The organism is Microcoleus sp. N9_A1 (genome assembly GCF_036701795.1).
Taxonomy (GTDB): Bacteria; Cyanobacteriota; Cyanobacteriia; order Cyanobacteriales; family Microcoleaceae; genus Microcoleus.
Window position 1 is genome coordinate 24,938 of sequence record NZ_JAUBRI010000061.1, and the last position, 16,624, is coordinate 41,561.

Annotated in this window: 18 protein-coding genes; 3 read left to right on the forward strand and 15 right to left on the reverse strand. The window is 44.7% G+C overall.

Going from position 1 to position 16,624, the window contains the following annotated elements:
• Positions 1-59 precede the first annotated feature (59 nt).
• From QUA58_RS23620 to QUA58_RS23650, 7 genes are all read right to left on the reverse strand, one after another.
• Positions 60-1,454 carry an NYN domain-containing protein gene (locus tag QUA58_RS23620; protein ID WP_333396289.1) on the reverse strand — a complete coding sequence of 465 codons (1,395 nt, stop codon included), beginning with the start codon at positions 1,452-1,454 and terminating at the stop codon, positions 60-62.
• Between the two features lie 42 nt (positions 1,455-1,496).
• Positions 1,497-2,768 (reverse strand): APC family permease, encoded by a 1,272-nt coding sequence (locus tag QUA58_RS23625; RefSeq protein ID WP_333396292.1) that lies wholly within the window; start codon positions 2,766-2,768, stop codon positions 1,497-1,499.
• 395 nt (positions 2,769-3,163) lie between these two features.
• Positions 3,164-4,015 (reverse strand): phosphate ABC transporter ATP-binding protein PstB, encoded by an 852-nt coding sequence (gene pstB / locus QUA58_RS23630; RefSeq protein ID WP_333256008.1) that lies wholly within the window; start codon positions 4,013-4,015, stop codon positions 3,164-3,166.
• Positions 4,016-4,187: 172 nt separating this feature from the next.
• Positions 4,188-5,168, reverse strand: coding sequence for a phosphate ABC transporter permease PstA (gene pstA, locus QUA58_RS23635; RefSeq protein ID WP_333396294.1), 981 nt, complete (start codon positions 5,166-5,168; stop codon positions 4,188-4,190).
• Between the two features lie 2 nt (positions 5,169-5,170).
• Entirely contained in the window at positions 5,171-6,172 is a 1,002-nt protein-coding gene (gene pstC / locus QUA58_RS23640; protein ID WP_333256011.1) for a phosphate ABC transporter permease subunit PstC, read from the reverse strand.
• Between the two features lie 252 nt (positions 6,173-6,424).
• Positions 6,425-7,453 (reverse strand): phosphate ABC transporter substrate-binding protein PstS, encoded by a 1,029-nt coding sequence (gene pstS / locus QUA58_RS23645; protein WP_333256013.1) that lies wholly within the window; start codon positions 7,451-7,453, stop codon positions 6,425-6,427.
• 306 nt (positions 7,454-7,759) lie between these two features.
• On the reverse strand, positions 7,760-9,169 hold the full coding sequence (locus QUA58_RS23650) for an NYN domain-containing protein (protein WP_333396296.1): 1,410 nt from the start codon (positions 9,167-9,169) through the stop codon (positions 7,760-7,762).
• Between the two features lie 80 nt (positions 9,170-9,249).
• Here QUA58_RS23650 and QUA58_RS23655 point away from each other — a divergent pair, with 80 nt between their 5' ends.
• A complete protein-coding gene (locus QUA58_RS23655; RefSeq protein WP_333396297.1) occupies positions 9,250-10,758 on the forward strand; it encodes a UbiD family decarboxylase in 1,509 nt (502 codons plus the stop codon).
• A gap of 109 nt (positions 10,759-10,867) precedes the next feature.
• Here QUA58_RS23655 and QUA58_RS23660 read toward each other — a convergent pair whose 3' ends face one another.
• From QUA58_RS23660 to QUA58_RS23685, 6 genes are all read right to left on the reverse strand, one after another.
• Positions 10,868-11,749, reverse strand: coding sequence for a DUF4435 domain-containing protein (locus tag QUA58_RS23660; protein ID WP_333396301.1), 882 nt, complete (start codon positions 11,747-11,749; stop codon positions 10,868-10,870).
• Positions 11,750-11,751: 2 nt separating this feature from the next.
• Positions 11,752-12,813, reverse strand: coding sequence for an AAA family ATPase (locus QUA58_RS23665; protein ID WP_333396304.1), 1,062 nt, complete (start codon positions 12,811-12,813; stop codon positions 11,752-11,754).
• An 85-nt stretch (positions 12,814-12,898) separates the two neighbouring features.
• Entirely contained in the window at positions 12,899-13,111 is a 213-nt protein-coding gene (locus QUA58_RS23670; protein ID WP_333396307.1) for a helix-turn-helix transcriptional regulator, read from the reverse strand.
• 20 nt (positions 13,112-13,131) lie between these two features.
• Complete coding sequence (locus QUA58_RS23675) at positions 13,132-13,344, reverse strand: helix-turn-helix domain-containing protein (protein WP_333102249.1); 213 nt, start codon at positions 13,342-13,344, stop codon at positions 13,132-13,134.
• Positions 13,345-13,364: 20 nt separating this feature from the next.
• Positions 13,365-13,577 carry a helix-turn-helix transcriptional regulator gene (locus tag QUA58_RS23680; protein ID WP_333396309.1) on the reverse strand — a complete coding sequence of 71 codons (213 nt, stop codon included), beginning with the start codon at positions 13,575-13,577 and terminating at the stop codon, positions 13,365-13,367.
• A 20-nt stretch (positions 13,578-13,597) separates the two neighbouring features.
• Positions 13,598-13,810, reverse strand: coding sequence for a helix-turn-helix domain-containing protein (locus QUA58_RS23685; protein WP_096831645.1), 213 nt, complete (start codon positions 13,808-13,810; stop codon positions 13,598-13,600).
• 127 nt (positions 13,811-13,937) lie between these two features.
• On the opposite strand from QUA58_RS23685, the gene QUA58_RS23690 reads away from it, so the two are divergent.
• Positions 13,938-14,180 (forward strand): hypothetical protein, encoded by a 243-nt coding sequence (locus QUA58_RS23690; protein ID WP_333396310.1) that lies wholly within the window; start codon positions 13,938-13,940, stop codon positions 14,178-14,180.
• A gap of 122 nt (positions 14,181-14,302) precedes the next feature.
• Entirely contained in the window at positions 14,303-15,091 is a 789-nt protein-coding gene (locus tag QUA58_RS23695) for a DUF4058 family protein (RefSeq protein WP_106333439.1), read from the forward strand.
• Between the two features lie 80 nt (positions 15,092-15,171).
• Here QUA58_RS23695 and QUA58_RS23700 read toward each other — a convergent pair whose 3' ends face one another.
• On the reverse strand, positions 15,172-15,870 hold the full coding sequence (locus QUA58_RS23700) for an energy-coupling factor ABC transporter ATP-binding protein (protein WP_445243709.1): 699 nt from the start codon (positions 15,868-15,870) through the stop codon (positions 15,172-15,174).
• Positions 15,867-16,136 (reverse strand): hypothetical protein, encoded by a 270-nt coding sequence (locus QUA58_RS23705; protein WP_190663726.1) that lies wholly within the window; start codon positions 16,134-16,136, stop codon positions 15,867-15,869. Before QUA58_RS23705 ends, QUA58_RS23700 begins: the two co-directional genes overlap by 4 nt.
• Positions 16,137-16,624: the final 488 nt, after the last annotated feature.

Sequence of the window (16,624 nt, forward strand, 5' to 3'; positions counted from 1 at the left end):
GATAACTCAAGTTATTGGGAATGGGGCATGGGGAATGGGGCATGGGGCAATGCCAATAATTAATTTAGGGAAACTTGCCAGCCTTTTTCTGCTTTTTTTAGCTTGAGAGAAGTACATGATTGCAAAAAATTAGGGAATTTTTTACCGAGATTAAACTCTTTAATTGTTTGGGTAATTTGTTTGCCGTATTGTCTTTGAAATTCGCTGCCTACATTGGAAAGAAATACAGAATTTTGAGGAGAGTTGTCGGTTAAGTCGCTAACTATTTTGACTATAGCTTTTTCCAAGTCTTCGAGAGAATTAATATCTGTTAAGCTAGTCTGTGCTGCTTGGGTGTGATTCACATTGTCTTTGTTAAGTATGGGCGGTGGTGGGGGTAATTTAACTTCAAAGATAGTGACATAAGTTTGAGATTTTTCTGAGGGTTTGTGAAGAACAAAATCGGTGGGATATTTGAGAAATATATCTCTGGTTTTAGTTCCTAGGAGATGCTGGGTAACAATTTGATTTAGGACTAAACCGTAATTTTCTGTAAATAAAGCTGAAATTGTGGAAATTTTTATCCACTGAGCGGAGGTGCGTTTTTGCTCTTTTTTGATTAATTCTTTTAGTTGAATAACTAATTGTTCTACGGGTGTAATTTCCGGTATGGTTACAAGGGAATGGGTTTCTACTTGTCCGGTTTGGCTGTTTAAAACTATGATTTTATCTATTTGCTTGCGGACTTGAAATACGGTTAATCCGTGGGCTTGCAGTGTGTTGCTGAGGTGGGTGAGGGCGCGATCGGACGAACAGACAAAAATCTCTTTGGCTGTGGGATAATGTACGAAAATTGATGCGCCTACTGTTGCCATTTTTAAGTCGGCGCTGTCTTTGCCGGGGGGCACGTGAATCAGTTGATAGCCGCGCTGGTGAAATTCGGCATCTTTTTTGCCCATGCTGCGCCAGTTGGCAAAGGCTACTTTGATTTGGATGGGATAGTGCGAGATTTTTTCTAGGAATTTTTCGGTTTCGATGGTGAGTTGCAAGTTTTCGACATCTAGCAGCAAGATGGCAATGCCGATAGGAAGCGAATGTGTTTGATTTGCGGTGGGATTTGGAGGTTTTGGGGAAACTGTGTTTTGCGATGCGGCTGTGGCTAGCTGCTGAATTTTGGCAAATATTTTGCTGAATTGAGATGAATTAATGAATTCTGGAATCAGCAGAATTTGGAGATATTTTTTGGCTGTCTGCAGCAGGGATTTGGTATCGCTGGCTACTTGGAAACTTTTGGTCAATTTTTCAATCAAAACTGACTGAAAATCAGGTTTGGCCCAGGGGGTTTTCCTGTATTTTTCAGCTATCCATTCGGGATGTTGTTCCTGAATGGCAATTAGTGTTTGAGCGATATAGCGACTGATGGCGCTGAATGCGACTGATTCTTGAGTGGCTAGGAAGGAAGTTCGATCGGGCATGGCCCTCTACAATGCGGGATGGTGTCTCAATCTATCATAATGTTAGTTTATTGTCGGTCGCCGGACGATCGCCCGCAAAACCCAACCTGCTGCAATTAACGCCAACCCAGTCAGCCAAATTTCCCTCTCCACCCAAAAAGCCAGAAACAGACACGCAGCCAATCCAACCCAAGCCAGCCACTGCGGGTAAAGCCTTTCGGCGGGGGAAAGTTGCAGCGCTGCGAGGTTGGTGATAGCGTAGTAGATCAAAACGCTAAAGGCACTAAAAGACCAAGTGGTTTTGACATCGCCGACTAAAATTAAAAGTGCGATCGTAATTTCGACAAATATCACAGCCACATAGGGCGTTGTGCCCGCAGGATTCAGCCGCGCCAAGACTCGCGGCACATCCAAGCGCCGCCCCATCGCCAGCCAGACGCGCGACAGCCCTAAAATTAAGTTCAGCAAGACTCCCAGCATGGCAGTAATTGCGCCGACGGCTAGCAGTTGCGAAACTCCCGGAATTCGGAAACTGCGGGCGATGACTTCCAAGGGTGCAGCCGCAGCGCCTGTTTGCAAGGACAATTTATCTCCCCCCGCACCTGCGAAAACTATTGCTACCGCCACGTAAAGCAGCATTGTCAGCACCAAAGTAAAGATTATGGCTTTGGGAATGGTTTTCCTCGGTTCCCGCACTTCTTCGCTCATGGTGGCGATGCGCCCGTAACCGGTGTAGGCGACAAACATTAGGGCGGTGGCGTGGAGGATGGAGCCGATCGAGCTATCATTCTGTAGCGCGGACATTTTTTCCCACCTGACCTCTGGCAAACCTGCAGCGATAAAGACAGCCAGAGATAAGAGTGTAACTGAGACTGTGACTGTATTGGCAATATTTGATCGTCTGATTCCCGTCAAGACAACCAAAGTTAGGACGGCGAGGGCGACTAATGCTGTTAGGATCCGGTAAGTGCGATCGGCAACACCAACTGCATTTAAAAAATACCCCGCAAAACCCAAAGCAGCAGTAGCAGCCGAAGCCGTTTTCGCTACAAGAAACATCCAGCCGGCAGTAAAACCCAGCCAAGGATTCAGATATTTGTAACCATATTCATAAGTACCGCCGCTCACAGGATGATTGGCCGCCAACTGAGCACTGTTAAGGCCATTGCAGACAGCAACTAAAGCCGCAATACCTACAGCCAAAATCACTCCCGGTCCCGCAATTTCCGCCGCAATTCCGATACTCACAAATACTCCCGTGCCCACAATCGAGCCCAGGCCCATGAGAGTTGCGCCAAAAACACCCAATTCTCGCTTTAGCAATGGTGAAGACATATAGCCAGATGTTGAAGGAAGAAGGAAGAAGGAAGAAGAAAATTGCAATTTCCCGCAATAGTTTCAGCAATTAATAATATTAATTCCGCTCTTCATCGGAATTATTCATATCTCTCTCGTCTCCCTCTGTGTTCTCTGTGTTCTCTGCGGTTAAATCATTCCGATGCAACCGGAAACGATATAACGTCCGGTTGAACCTTGGCGGCTTCCATAACTATAGCAGGCAAGATGCCTGCTCCACAAAAATATTTGCCTGTTGTGGAACAGGCATCTTACCTGTTCTGAAAGAGGTTCAAGGTGTAAGCAAGTAAATCCACTTAGTTAAAAGTAAGATACAGATGGCTAAAAAGCTTGCTGTATAAACATTCTTCCTTCTGCCTTCTTCCTTCTACTTATTAACCGAAACGACCTTGAATATAATCTCTCGTACTCGAATTACTTGCAGAAGTAAAAATCCGGCTTGTCGGCCCAAATTCCACCATGCGGCCGATGCGGCTCTCATCAGTATTAAAGAAAGCCGTATAATCAGAAACCCGAGCCGCCTGCTGCATATTGTGCGTTACAATCACCACAGTCAACTGCTGTCGCAGAGTCTGAAACAACTCCTCAATTTTCATAGTAGAAATCGGATCTAAAGCAGAACAAGGCTCATCCATTAGCAGAATTCTTGGCTTTACCGCCAAAGCGCGAGCAATACAAAGCCGTTGCTGCTGTCCGCCCGAAATCCCCTGCGCCGACTTCTTCAAATTATCTTTCACTTCATCCCAAAGCGCCGCACTTTTCAGGGCAGATTCCACAATTTCGTCTAACTCTGCTTTGCTTTTACGACCAAAAATACGCACTCCGTAAGCAATATTATCGTAAATGCTCAGCGGAAAAGGATTCGGTCTTTGAAACACCATGCCCATTTGGCGGCGCAAACTATTAATATTGACTTTAGGACTGTAAATATCCTGTCCAAAAAACTCAACCCTGCCTTTTATTTGTACTTTTCCTTCCAATTCGCCGATGCGATTTAGAGCTTTAAGAAATGTTGATTTGCCACAACCAGAAGGGCCGATAATCGCCGTCACTTGCGGGTGAGGAATATTCATTGACAAATTTTCGAGCACTTTGTGAGTTCCGTAGGAGAAACTCAAGTCCTGAACCCGCAAGGCTGGCATTGCATTGGGGTCGATTTCAGGAGTCGCGTCTTCTAAAAATTGGTCGCTATATTTTTCAGCTTTTAAGTTGCTTTTGGGTTTCATTATTTGCATTCTTTCTAGTGTGGTTGGTAATTTTTTAGATGCAGAATTTTACCCGATGGTCTGATTTAGTTCGTCTTGATAGCTATGCACTGATTTCGGAAATCACAAATACACAGATAGTTGTTTTCTTCCTTCTTCCTTCTTTCTTCTTCCTTCTTCCTTTCCACGCAATTTACCGATTTTGCAAGCGTTTGCGAGTGACGGCGCGGGAGGCTAAACTGGTGAACAAAACCATTCCCAAAAGGACAGAGGCCGCAGTCCACGCTAATTCATTTTGCTCTTTGTAAGGAGAGCTGGCGTAACTGTATATTAATACTGACATAGAAGGAGTTGGAGTCAGCAGTGTCTCGGGAATTTCTTGGATTTTCGAGATAGTTTCTGTGCCGACGGGAGACTGAACTATCTCCCCCAATTTCTCAACTAAAGGAGGCCAAAATTGGCTCGACAAGGCAGTTACAATTAGAGGTGCAGTTTCGCCGGCGGCGCGGGAAGCTGCAAGTAAAATGCCTGTGGTAATAGTCGGAAGTGCTGAGGGAATAATAATCCGAAACATTGTTTGAAAGCGTCCGCCTCCCAAACCCGCAGAAGCGAGGCGATAGGAAGTAGGCACTAATTTTAATGCTTGTTCTGTTGTCAGCGCCACAACCGGCAGCATGATTATACCAAGAGCAACACCGCCGGCCAATCCTGAAAAAGCCTTAGTTGTAACGACAATTAGGGCGTAAGCAAACACGCCGACAACAATAGAGGGAACGCTGCTGAGAATGACGGTGATAAAGCGGATTGTATTCGCTATCGCCTTGTTTTCTCTGCCAAACTCTGACAGAAATATTCCCGTCATCACGCCAATTGGTACGCTAAATAATGTGGCAATTCCCACCATTAAAGCTGTACCAAGAATCGCATTTGCAAAGCCGTTGGGCTGGTCTTCGACTCCGACGGGTGCGGGCAGAGATACTAGCACTTCCCAGCTTAAGTGTGTCAGTCCTTCGCCCAATATTTTGTACAAAATAGCGAACAAAGGCAGCAGGGCAAGACCTGTAAGAGCGAAGGCAATAACTGTCATTCCCTGGCTGAAAAAATTTCGGCTCACTGACAGGGGTTTGTAGATTTCTGTATCCAGAATACTGTTTGAATTTTGTGCTTGAGTCATGGTTAATTCTTAGCTCCCTTGACGCCGATTAGCTGCACCAACAATACTGCTACTGCGTTCACTAATAGGGTAATCACAAATAGAATTAGGGCTAAATACATTAGAGAACCGATGTGCAGTTCTTCTTGAGCTTCCCGAAATTGACTGGCCAAAACAGCGGGAATTGAGTAGCCGGGAGCTAATATAGATTTGTTGATTTGAATCGAGTTGCCAATTACCATTGTGACTGCCATTGTTTCGCCCAAAGCGCGTCCCAATGCTAAGATAGTCGCTCCGATAATTCCCGAACTTGCTGCTGGCAATAACAGCTTAAATATGGTTTCCCAGCGGGTGGCACCGAGGGACATGGAAGCACTTCGCAAATCTACTGGAACCGACAGCAAGACATCGCGGCTGATGGCGGCGACTGTGGGCAAAATCATAATCGATAAAAGTATGCCAGCGGGCAGCATTCCCGGCCCAAAAGGTTCGCTGCTGAATAGGGGAAACCAACTGAAATTGTTGAACAGCGACTGCTGTAAAGGTAGCAGAAAGGGAATTAACACAAAGATTCCCCACAGGCCAACGATGACGCTGGGAATGGCTGATATTAATTCAACCATGAATCCCAAGGGCGATCGCACCCAAGTCGGCAAAAAGTTCTCGCTGGTTACGATCGCGACTGAAAGTCCCAGGGGAATTGCTATAATAATGGCGATCGCAGAACTAACTACTGTACCGTAAATAAACGGCAAAGCCCCAAACTGCAACTCCCCGATATCCCATTTGGGATTCCACAAAAACTCTAGTCCAAACTTGCTAATAGCCGGCCAAGCATCCTTAAAAATTATTCCACTCATCCAGAACAGGATGCCCGCCGTCGCTATAGCAAAAGCCCATACAAATACAGTAAATCCCGACTCCAGCCACAAACCTTCACCCTTCGTATCAGTCAAATCTACGTGGGTGTTGATTGCTGCCGGCTTCCGAGTCAATTTTTTCGGTTTCTTTGAAGAATTGGTCATACCGAGTTATGGCTTCATTCAGTTGACAGTTGACAGTTGACATGGAAGGAAGAGGATTGGAGTAATGAATCGTCTGCTTTTAATTTCTACCGATCAGGGAGAGGCTTTAAACCAATTCTTTCTGGTAAACAGCGAAATCTTTGATTAATGAAATAGATAGCATTGTGCGTGCCTGCACCTTAATAAATGCAATGTATGAGTTTTGAGTCATACATTTAACTCAAAACTCATAACTATTGGAAAAAAATTGAATTAACCTCTAGCAACCACGCTCTGATTCACTGTTTGAATCACCTTTTGAGCTGTACCTTGCGGAATCGAGGTATACTCTAGCTGTTTGTTGATACCTTGACCTGTAGTCATCACCCAATTAACCATCTTTTTAATAGCATCTGCTTTCGCCGCAGGATACTGTTTGTAGATTAACAGCCAAGTCAAACCAACAATCGGATATCCATCATTAGGATTTCCTTCTACCAAGCGGAAGTCTGCCGGGAAGGATTCCCCAGCCAAAGCTTTTTCGGCTTCAGCCAAGCTAGGATCTACAAATCTGCCAGCTTTATTTTGAATAAATGCTGTTTGGAGATTATTTTGCCGAGCATAAGTATCTTGAACGTAGCCAACTGCACCCGCTGTATTTTTCACCAAAGCAGCTACGCCGGGGTTTCCTGGACCGCTGACAACGGTGTCTGGCCACTTCGGCTGAGCGGCAGCTTTGATGCTGCTGCCGGTCGCCTGCAAGTGGTTAGAAAAAATAAAGGTAGTACCGCTGCTGTCTGCCCGCACAGCTACTCGAATTGGAGTATTGGGCAAGTTTTTAGCTTGTCCAGAAATTGCGGCTATTTTCGCATCATTCCAGCGAGTAATCTTCCCTTCAAAGATGCCTTTCATCGCATCATTATTTAGCCTCAGATTTATCACTCCGGGCAAGTTGTAAACAACTGCAACAGCGCCGCCAGCAGTCGGAACCGCCATAACACCCCGCTTTACCTCAGCGATTTGTGCACCACTCATCAGCGCGTCGCTGCCTGCGAAATCAACAGTGCCTGCAATTAATGCTTTGATACCAGCACCGCTGCCAGTTCCTTCGTAGTTTACAGTAATTTGATTTGCACTTCTCATCTGAGAGAAGTAGCGATCGTACAAAGGTTTCGGAAAAGTTGCTCCCGAACCGTTTAGTGTTACCGCAGCTACAGCCGAAGTAATCAACGAGAGCGAAAATGCTGCTACTGCTAGCGTAACTATCAAGCCGCGTCGCCAGCCTTTAGTGAAGAAAACCATAACTCCTCGTCCTTAGTATTAATAGCAGACTTTACAAATCTCTTCCATAGGATAGACTGAAATTCTAAGTAAAAACAGGGAAAATAATAAGCTTGTTTTAAATTATGGTTAACATCAGATTAAGTTTTTAATGATTAAGAAATGGCTGCAAAAACGATAACCTTTCTTTAATATATGGTTAACATTAGCAGGACTGACGTACTCCTGACCAAAGCAACCGGGTTTTTTACTAAATCTGCGGGTCACAATCAAGTTTTTTCCTACACAAACCCGGTTCCCGATCCCCCTGCATAAGTCCTAATTAGATTAAAAAGATGAGCCAGGGGCGATCGCCACTTGATAATCATTACCCTCTTTCTTGACTTTAAATGTTTGACAAGACTGCAAAAAATCTAGAAATTTCTCGCCCAAATCCAGCGATTTCAGCTTTTTAGTAATTGGTTGACCGTATTGCTTGTTAAATTCACCTGCTACTAGGATAGTCGAAATGTAAGCACCTGGAGATTGAGCGGTTAAAGCTATCAAAATTTTTGCTAAAGATGATTCCAGTGTGGCAGATGGAGAAGTGTTTGAATCCGAAGATTTTTGGACTATCCTCACGTGATGTTCGCTCCCGCTCGATGTCAATTGAAATACAGAAGGACGCGATTTCAAAAATTTGACTAAACTGGAATCAACCAAGAAAGTTTTCACTATATGATCGGCCTGAACTTGACATCGGATGAAAAATATTTTTTTAAGCTCAGCTACATTAATAGCATTATTTGGGAAATTATTTATCTCTGATTCAATAATTTCTACAAGTATATTTTCTAAGACTTCCAGTGAATCGATCGTCACGGCATCAGCAGGCACAGTTTCTGGCAATTTTTCGTGCTCAATATTTGCACCAACAACGTCGGAAATTGCCGGTTCTTTTGGTTCGCAGATCATATCTTTTTGGGCTGATGCGAATGCTTCTATATTGGTGGAATTTATTGAAGTTAATTCGATAGCGCGGCGCTCTTGAAAAAGTTGAGTAATACTAGAAAACCAAGCTATGCGCTCCTCGATAGATTGGTGTTCTGCCTTCAGCAACTCGGCAATTTTATTTGCCAGTTCTGCAAAAGTAGGGAGTTCCACTTCCTCTTTGCAAGAATAGTGATTGCTCTCCCCAGTCAGATGATTTTCTATAGACAATACAGCATTTTGACTACGCACCCGAAACACAGTCAATCCCTGATTTTGGAGTTGATTGCAGAGGTGATTTAACAAACCGTCGGAGGAACAAACAAAAACTTCTCGGACATCCCGATAGCGGTATAAAATAGCAGCACCAAAGGCAATCATTTTACCGTCAGCGGTGTTAGCGCCGCCCGGAGCGTGAATTAGTTCGTAACCGCGATCGTACAATTCAGTATCCAGCTTACCGGTGCTGGGGTTTTTCCAGTTAGCAAAAGCAATCTTAACTTGCAGGGGATAGCTGCACAAACTGGCTAAAAACTTTTCCGCATTAATGTCGAGTTTCAAGTTTTCTGCATCTAGCAGCAAAATCGCAATTTCCCGATCGCACTTTACGGCCGTTTCTGGGGAACTCGAACTTTCCGCGCCTTCGCAACTCAACGGATATGGAGGCTGAAAAGCTTGTTGGCTAACAGCTTGGGACTGATAAAACTGCTGGCTGCGGGAACTACGGCTGTGGCGGAATCGATCGGGCGAACGTCGGGGATTTTTCATTAACTGACAATGGTAGCTTAACTTTATGGTGGCCGATGGGCTAATAATAAAATAAATACACTTAACAATTCTTAAAAAAAATGGCTAGAGACTTGCGGGGATTCCTAAAACTGCTAGAAGAACGGGGACAACTGCGCCGGATTAGCGCTTTAGTCGATTCCGACCTCGAAATAGCCGAAATTTCCAACCAAATGCTGGTCAAAGGCGGGCCCGGACTTTTGTTTGAAAACGTCAAAGGGGCAGAATTCCCCGTGGCGATTAACCTGTTGGGCACGGAACAACGGGTTTGCTGGGCGATGAACATGGAAAAGCCGATCGAACTAGAAGAGCTCGGCAAAAAATTGGGAATGCTACAACAGCCAAAACCGCCCAAAAAGATATCCCAAGCCATAGAATTCGGCAAAGTCTTGTTCGACGTAGTGAAAGCCAAACCAGGCCGCGATTTCTTCCCAGCTTGTCAGCAAGTGGTGTTTGAAGGAGAAGGCGTGGATTTGAACAAAATCCCGATGATTCGCCCCTATCCGGGAGATGCGGGCAAAATTATCACCCTCGGTTTAGTAATTACCAAGGATTGCGAAACCGGCACGCCGAATGTGGGCGTTTATCGCTTGCAATTGCAGTCAAAAAACACGATGACTGTACACTGGTTATCTGTCCGGGGCGGCGCGCGGCACTTGCGGAAAGCGGCGCAGGCTGGTAAAAAGTTGGAAGTTGCGATCGCCCTGGGAGTCGATCCTTTAATCATTCTCGCCGCAGCAACCCCAATTCCTGTAGATTTATCGGAATGGTTATTTGCCGGACTTTACGGCGGTTCCGGCGTGCAATTGGCCAAGTGCAAAACCGTAGATTTGGAAGTACCGGCGGACTCGGAAATTGTGTTAGAAGGAACGATTACACCGGGGGAAGTTTTGCCAGACGGGCCTTTTGGCGACCACATGGGTTATTACGGCGGTGTGGAAGATTCGCCGCTAGTTCGCTTCAACTGCATGACGCACCGCAAAGACCCGATTTATCTGACCACATTTAGCGGGCGGCCGCCGAAGGAAGAGGCTATGATGGCGATCGCGCTGAACCGCATTTACACCCCTATTTTGCGGCAGCAAGTATCAGAAATAGTCGATTTCTTCTTACCAATGGAAGCGCTGAGTTATAAAGCCGCAATTATTTCCATTGATAAAGCATATCCCGGTCAAGCGCGCAGGGCTGCTTTAGCATTTTGGAGCGCATTGCCGCAGTTTACTTACACTAAGTTTGTGATTGTTGTCGATAAAAGTATCAACATTCGCGACCCGCGTCAAGTAGTCTGGGCAATTAGTTCTAAAGTCGATCCGGTTCGGGATGTATTTATTCTGCCGAATACGCCTTTTGATAGTTTAGATTTTGCCAGTGAAAAGATTGGTTTGGGCGGCAGAATGGGGATTGATGCTACTACGAAGATGCCGCCGGAAACGGATCACGAATGGGGGGAAGTTTTGGAGTCCGATCCGGATGTGGCGGCGATGGTCGATCGGCGTTGGGCGGAGTACGGTTTGGCGGATTTGAATTTGGGTGAAGTCGATCCGAATTTGTTTGGATATGAGATGAGGTAGGGAGGAGAAAAGGGCGCTCGAAGATAATTTTAGATTTCCAATTTTAGATTTGAAAATCGCAAGTCTCAAATTGGAAATCTAAAATTGTAAGTGACTATACTTAATTAAACTATAGCTCCTCGATTTTTGTTTTTAGTTCTATAAGGTCGTCATGCTGATTAATGTCTAGGTAAGGAATTGCCCAATCAAAAAATGAACTTAGAGAAATAAATGTAGAATCTTGTCTCTGCATTTCCTTTTGAATATCCTTGCCATTAAACCAAATTAAGTATTGCTTCTGTGTCCAAAATTCTTCTCGTGCAAATAGTTGTTCATAGACACCAAGGTTATCTTCAAATTTTTCTGGTCTAACTAATTCAACAGCCTGTCTAAATTGATTGACTAATTCTAACGCTTTAATTTTGCAGTCTTGCAAAATTAATGATTTAGGTAGTTTACCTTTATTCGTCCATGTAGTTTTGAGTTGTTCCCGTGCTACACTCAGGTTCACCAAGTCACCCAAAGCCCATCTTACAGCTTGGTAAGCTTGCAAGTTTCTGGCGCTAGTTTCAATCAGTTTTGAAATCTGAGCGACTCCTGGTGAATTTTTATGCCCCCAGGTAGAAGTTGGATTGTCCTGCTTTTCATTGTACTTTTCTTCCCAATAATTATGAATTAAATTAGCCTCTAAGAGATAATTTTCAACACAAGTTCGATAACTTAAAAAAATAGATTTATTGCCAGATTTATTTGCTCTTTGGAGTAGCTGGCCGTTATCAGTTGGCTTAACATCGAAATCCCTATCTAGAAAAACAATGTATTTCGGGTCTAGTGCTTTACTCGCTGAAAAGTATCCTTCGGCAAATTTTGAAAATGTAAACTTACTCCCAACAGTAACAATTGTGCAGGTATTAGCTGTTATCCTATCAACTAATGTATTAAGTAATTTATAGTCTAAACTGGTGGGCGCTCCTTCACAAAAAAGTATTTTTCCACTACTAACAACACTCATAGTTACTCCTCTAAACGAACAATGTATGCTTCAGGTACTAGCTGCTCTATATAATCAGAGTGAGTTGTAATAATGAATTGATTATTTTTTCCTAACTTGGGCAAAGCTCTCAATAATGCTTGTTGCAGTGGTGGATGTAAGTGCAACTCAATTTCATCAATCAAGATCACAGAATTATGAATATTCCAATTAGCAAAGTCCATCATCATCGGAAATATAGCACGTTCGCCCCCAGACATCTCAGAAATCTCATATTGGTTTCTGCCATCATATAGATAAAACCAGGGTTCGCTCAGAATGTCATCAATCCCTTCTCGTGGAACAGGTCCCTCAAAGCTACGTTCGGGGAAAACAACTTTATAAGCTTGCTCAATTTCAGCATATATGTCCTTTTGTCCGGGTCGGAATTGCTTAATTCTTCCCCTTTCAACATCCTGATGAAATTGTCGCCACTTTGAAAAGCGATCTCGTAGATTATCTTCTGTAATTTCAATTTTTTCATCCTGGTTTTCAGTAGTTAGGCTGGTAGAAGTTCTCTGCTCTGTGTACCAAAGAATTGTCCCAACTCGCTCAAACACCTGAAAGCCTTCAGCTCTAAGGAGTTGCTTAGCATATTCCCGTCCTTTGAATTGAAACAATTCACTTGAAGTGTTTGCCTGAACGCGCTCACCTTGCCATTTAAGGGACACAATATGTTTATCAGCAGGAGGAACTGGTAAATTGCGACCGATATTTTTCAATTTTTGGTGGAACTCCCGAACCGCGTGGATCTCTGGAGACGAAAATTGCATTTTTAGAGTAACGTCTGGTTCAAACTTTCCCCAGTTACTCCCTAGCAATTCATAATTAAATCCTGGCCATTCCAATTCAGAAAGCCTCTGCAATCGACCTGTTGCCTCTCCCAATGTTGCTGCTATTGCCTGTAAAATACTTGTTTTGCCAGTCCCATTCATCCCTATTAAAACTATAAGGTCTCGTGCCAGTCCAGTTTCTGGATCGGTGAAATCTAATTCTCGCTCTCTGAATTTCTTAAAATACTTTAACTTGATAGATTGAACTTTCATAATTTGAATTTAATAAAGGTAAAGTCTGCTTATCAAAAACGTACTCTCAGCCTAATTCGTCCAATTGCATTCTTAGGAAATCAGCCTATTCTTCCAAAATTTCCACTAAATTTTCGATCGCAATATCGAACGCACGGGCCATCTTGTCCAATGCTGTGTAGTCTACAGTTGCCATGCCTGAAGAATTGGCATAGGTGATGATCGTGGTATATGGAATACCTGTTCTTTTGGATACTTCTGTCAGATTCCAACCCTTCTCTTGAGCAAATTCTCGAACTCGCAGCCTAATTCGTCCCATATTCCCAACGATAAATCAGCCTACTCTTCCAAAATCTCAACTAAATCTTCGATCGCAATATCAAACACGCGAGCCATTTTGTTTAAAGCTGTGTAATCTACCGTTGCCAGCTTGGGAGAATGGGCATAGCTTCTAACGGTACTGTAAGGAATGCCCGATCGCTCAGAAACTTCTTTAAGCGTCCAACCCTTCTCCTGGGCTAGTTCTCGAACCCGCAACCTAATTAGCCCCATTTTCTCGCTGATAAATCAGTTTACCGTTCCAAAACCTCAACCAAGTCTTCAACCATCACATCGAAGACTTGAGCAAGCTTCTGCAAAGCCGTGTAGTCCACAGTTGCCAGCTTAGGAGCTTGCGCGTAATTTTTGACCGTGCTGTACGGAATGCCCGTTCTTTCGGAAACTTCTTTCAGCGTCCAACCCTTCTCCTCAGCCATTTCTCGAACTCTTAAGCGAATTAGCCCCATTTTCCCGCTGATAAATCAGTTTACTGTTCCAGAATTTCGACTAAATCCTCGATCGCAATATCGAACGCACGGGCCATCTTATCCAAAGCTGTGTAATCTACGGTTGCCATACCTGGAGAGTTCGCATAGGTAATTATCGTGGTATATGGAATACCTGTTCTTTTGGAGACTTCTGTTAGATTCCAACCCTTTTCTTGAGCAAATTCTCGAACTCGCAGCCTAATTCGTCCCATTCCCTCTTGACAACACACGAGTATTCGTGTTGAATATAAACTATAAACAAGCGATCGCCCTCCGACCTCAGAAATCAAGAGCGATCGCCTTTCCTCAACAATCCATTTTCATGGACAGGATTCTCCTATGATACCAAAAGAATCGACCTATCGCGATCGACTTGTACCTTGGCATCTAATTCGCCACCTCCCCAACTGTCAGCGGTTAACAGTCGCCCGTTTCAGCCGTCGCCGCGATGCGGAATCTTACCTCAATGCACTGCGCCGCTTAATGCCGACAGTCCCGCATACAATTGTTTTCGTGAATGCGGTGTCTGTGTTGGATGAAAACAGCGTGCCAATTGCATCGGAATTGTCGATCGAACGTTAACCGTCAAAAAGTGCGATCGCGCTGACGGCAATTATTCTATTTTGTCAGAAGTGCGATCGGTCTAATTGTTCCAAAAAAGTCTTGTTAAACTGGAAATAGATTTGAGTCAAGGAGTCACATCAATGCCATCTCCCTTCCCCGGTATGGACCCGTATTTAGAGCATCCCGAACTCTGGCCCGCCCTACACCACTTATTAATCAGTGGAATTTTTAGGTTTTTGTCTCCCCAACTGCGTCCTAAATATTTAGTTGCATTAGAGGTGAGAATGTATGAAGCCAGTGAAGACGATCTCTCGATAATTGGCATTCCCGACGTAACAGTAATGCAGCAGCAAACAGCAATAGAACCAATCAGAGCGAACGTAGCCATTGCAGCGCCGCCCGCACAACCCGTAACCGTAACTCTTCCTGTACCTCTAACAATTAGGGAAGGGTATTTAGAAATTAGAGAAAGGGTAACAAAAGAATTGATAACAGTTATTGAAATTTTATCGCCTACCAATAAGCGAACTGGTAAAGGGCGACAAATGTACGAGGAAAAGCGAGAAGAAATTTTAGGTAGCCGCACTCATTTAATTGAAATAGATCTATTGCGGCGCGGTCGAAAAATGCCAGTTATTGGCAATGATGTTGAAAGCGACTATCGAGTTTTGGTGTGTCGGGGAAATCGTCGCCCCAGAGGTGATTTGTACGCTTTTAACGTCCAAAACCCGATGCCTGCCTTTCCTTTGCCACTGCGATCGGGCGATATTGAACCTGTCATCAATTTACAGGAATTATTCACTGAAATTTACGACGTAGGAAGTTATGACCTCAAGATAGATTATCGCAATTGGGAAGTCATACCAGCACTCTCAGAAGCCGATACAATTTGGGCAGATGCTTTGTTGCGCGATCGCCAATTGCGATGAACACCTGTTCGATCGTTCGGACTTCAGTCCTCTTTTTATAAGATATGACTAAAGTCCTTACGACAAACCTCATCAAATAGTTAAACATCCTGACTTTGCATCAACCGCTGCTTCAAACGCGCCGGATCTCCCCGATCGACAACTTGGCCCTTTTCCAACAAAAAAGCCCCATCACAATAATTCAACTCATCCAAACGGTGAGTCACCCACAAAGCCGTAATCCCGCGATTTTTCACCAACCGCTGCACCGCCGCCACCAAATCCAACTGAGAATCAGGATCTAACAAAGCAGTCGGTTCATCCAACAGCAGAATTTCGCAGTGACGGGCGATCGCCCCAGCAAGGGCAATCCGCTGCTTCTGTCCCCCACTCAAAGCATAAATCGGCCGCCGCTGCAAATCCAGCAAATTCACAGCCTCCAAAGCCTCAGCCACCCTCGCCCGCACCTGAACATTAGAAAGCTTTTCCTCCACCAAACCAAAAGCCACATCCGCACCCACCGTCGGCATCACCAATTGGTGATCCGGATTTTGGAACACAAAACCCACCCGCCCACTCAGGTCAATTTCCCCCGACTGGGGGTGCAGCAGCCCAGCCATCAGCCTCAACAGCGTAGACTTGCCGCTGCCGTTAGTGCCCAAAAGCATCCAAAACTCGCCCTTAGGTACATCCAGAGAGCAACCTTGCAAAACTCGATCGCCCGACGGCCAGCAAAAACCCAACTCGCGCACCGCAACCGCTGACTGGCCCATATCGGCACCAACACCCCCAGCCCTCATTCTGCTGTCATCGAGACAAAGCCAGGGGATCTGCCTGTAGATGACGCCCCCGATTTCTGAGAAACCACCACCCCAGAAATCTCGCTGCTGAGTACAGCCACCTTTTTCTCAGGATTTTTCTCGCAGGTGAGTTCCAAAATTTGCGGTTGGGAGTTGCGAATCGCCGCCAGTACCTGCTGGTAAACAGTCTCAGCGTCCTCCTCCAACTTCCGCTGCACCGACAGCGAGACGGGCGTATTTTTCACAATGATGTCAATGCTGAACATATAGTCTTAAAAACCTAAGTTTGGAGCTCTATCCTCAGTATATATATAGGACAGGACTTACGCATCAAGACGCAAAAAACCGGGTTTTTAACCGTGGGGGCGGGCTGTAACGAAGTATTCCTGTAAAAAAAACCGCTTTCTGTAGGGGCGATGCCTGTGAGTTCCTGCCCGGATTCCGGGTTTCTTCGAGGGCTTCGAGAACTTCGAGGACTTCGGGGACAAGTCAAGATCCGGAAGTTCTTTAAGAAATACTTGCCATTGTAAAGAATTACCTCTATAATCTTGAATACGGTAAAGAAAAGTAAACTCTGTTCATAATCCAAATAGTTTTCTGCTAAGCAGAGGCAACCGTTGGGGAATAATGACTAGAGACAAATCCGTTGTAATTATATCTTTTTGGAGATTTGCGTAAATGACAATCGCAGTCGGACGCGCCCAGACCGAAAGAGGCATCTTTGATGTACTCGACGACTGGCTCAAACGCGATC

Bases quoted from the DNA above. Each gene is read 5' to 3' on its own strand.
- QUA58_RS23680 (WP_333396309.1), bottom strand. From the start codon at position 13,577: ATGGGGCTAATTCGCTTAAGAGTTCGAGAAATGGCTGAGGAGAAGGGT.
- pstB (WP_333256008.1), bottom strand. From the start codon at position 4,015: ATGAAACCCAAAAGCAACTTAAAAGCTGAAAAATATAGCGACCAATTT.
- QUA58_RS23690 (WP_333396310.1), top strand. From the start codon at position 13,938: ATGATACCAAAAGAATCGACCTATCGCGATCGACTTGTACCTTGGCAT.
- QUA58_RS23660 (WP_333396301.1), bottom strand. From the start codon at position 11,749: ATGAGTGTTGTTAGTAGTGGAAAAATACTTTTTTGTGAAGGAGCGCCC.
- QUA58_RS23685 (WP_096831645.1), bottom strand. From the start codon at position 13,810: ATGGGACGAATTAGGCTGCGAGTTCGAGAATTTGCTCAAGAAAAGGGT.
- QUA58_RS23675 (WP_333102249.1), bottom strand. From the start codon at position 13,344: ATGGGGCTAATTAGGTTGCGGGTTCGAGAACTAGCCCAGGAGAAGGGT.
- QUA58_RS23650 (WP_333396296.1), bottom strand. From the start codon at position 9,169: ATGAAAAATCCCCGACGTTCGCCCGATCGATTCCGCCACAGCCGTAGT.
- pstS (WP_333256013.1), bottom strand. From the start codon at position 7,453: ATGGTTTTCTTCACTAAAGGCTGGCGACGCGGCTTGATAGTTACGCTA.
- pstA (WP_333396294.1), bottom strand. From the start codon at position 5,168: ATGACTCAAGCACAAAATTCAAACAGTATTCTGGATACAGAAATCTAC.
- QUA58_RS23695 (WP_106333439.1), top strand. From the start codon at position 14,303: ATGCCATCTCCCTTCCCCGGTATGGACCCGTATTTAGAGCATCCCGAA.
- QUA58_RS23665 (WP_333396304.1), bottom strand. From the start codon at position 12,813: ATGAAAGTTCAATCTATCAAGTTAAAGTATTTTAAGAAATTCAGAGAG.
- QUA58_RS23670 (WP_333396307.1), bottom strand. From the start codon at position 13,111: ATGGGACGAATTAGGCTGCGAGTTCGAGAATTTGCTCAAGAGAAGGGT.
- pstC (WP_333256011.1), bottom strand. From the start codon at position 6,172: ATGACCAATTCTTCAAAGAAACCGAAAAAATTGACTCGGAAGCCGGCA.
- QUA58_RS23700 (WP_445243709.1), bottom strand. From the start codon at position 15,870: ATGAGGGCTGGGGGTGTTGGTGCCGATATGGGCCAGTCAGCGGTTGCG.
- QUA58_RS23705 (WP_190663726.1), bottom strand. From the start codon at position 16,136: ATGTTCAGCATTGACATCATTGTGAAAAATACGCCCGTCTCGCTGTCG.
- QUA58_RS23625 (WP_333396292.1), bottom strand. From the start codon at position 2,768: ATGTCTTCACCATTGCTAAAGCGAGAATTGGGTGTTTTTGGCGCAACT.
- QUA58_RS23620 (WP_333396289.1), bottom strand. From the start codon at position 1,454: ATGCCCGATCGAACTTCCTTCCTAGCCACTCAAGAATCAGTCGCATTC.
- QUA58_RS23655 (WP_333396297.1), top strand. From the start codon at position 9,250: ATGGCTAGAGACTTGCGGGGATTCCTAAAACTGCTAGAAGAACGGGGA.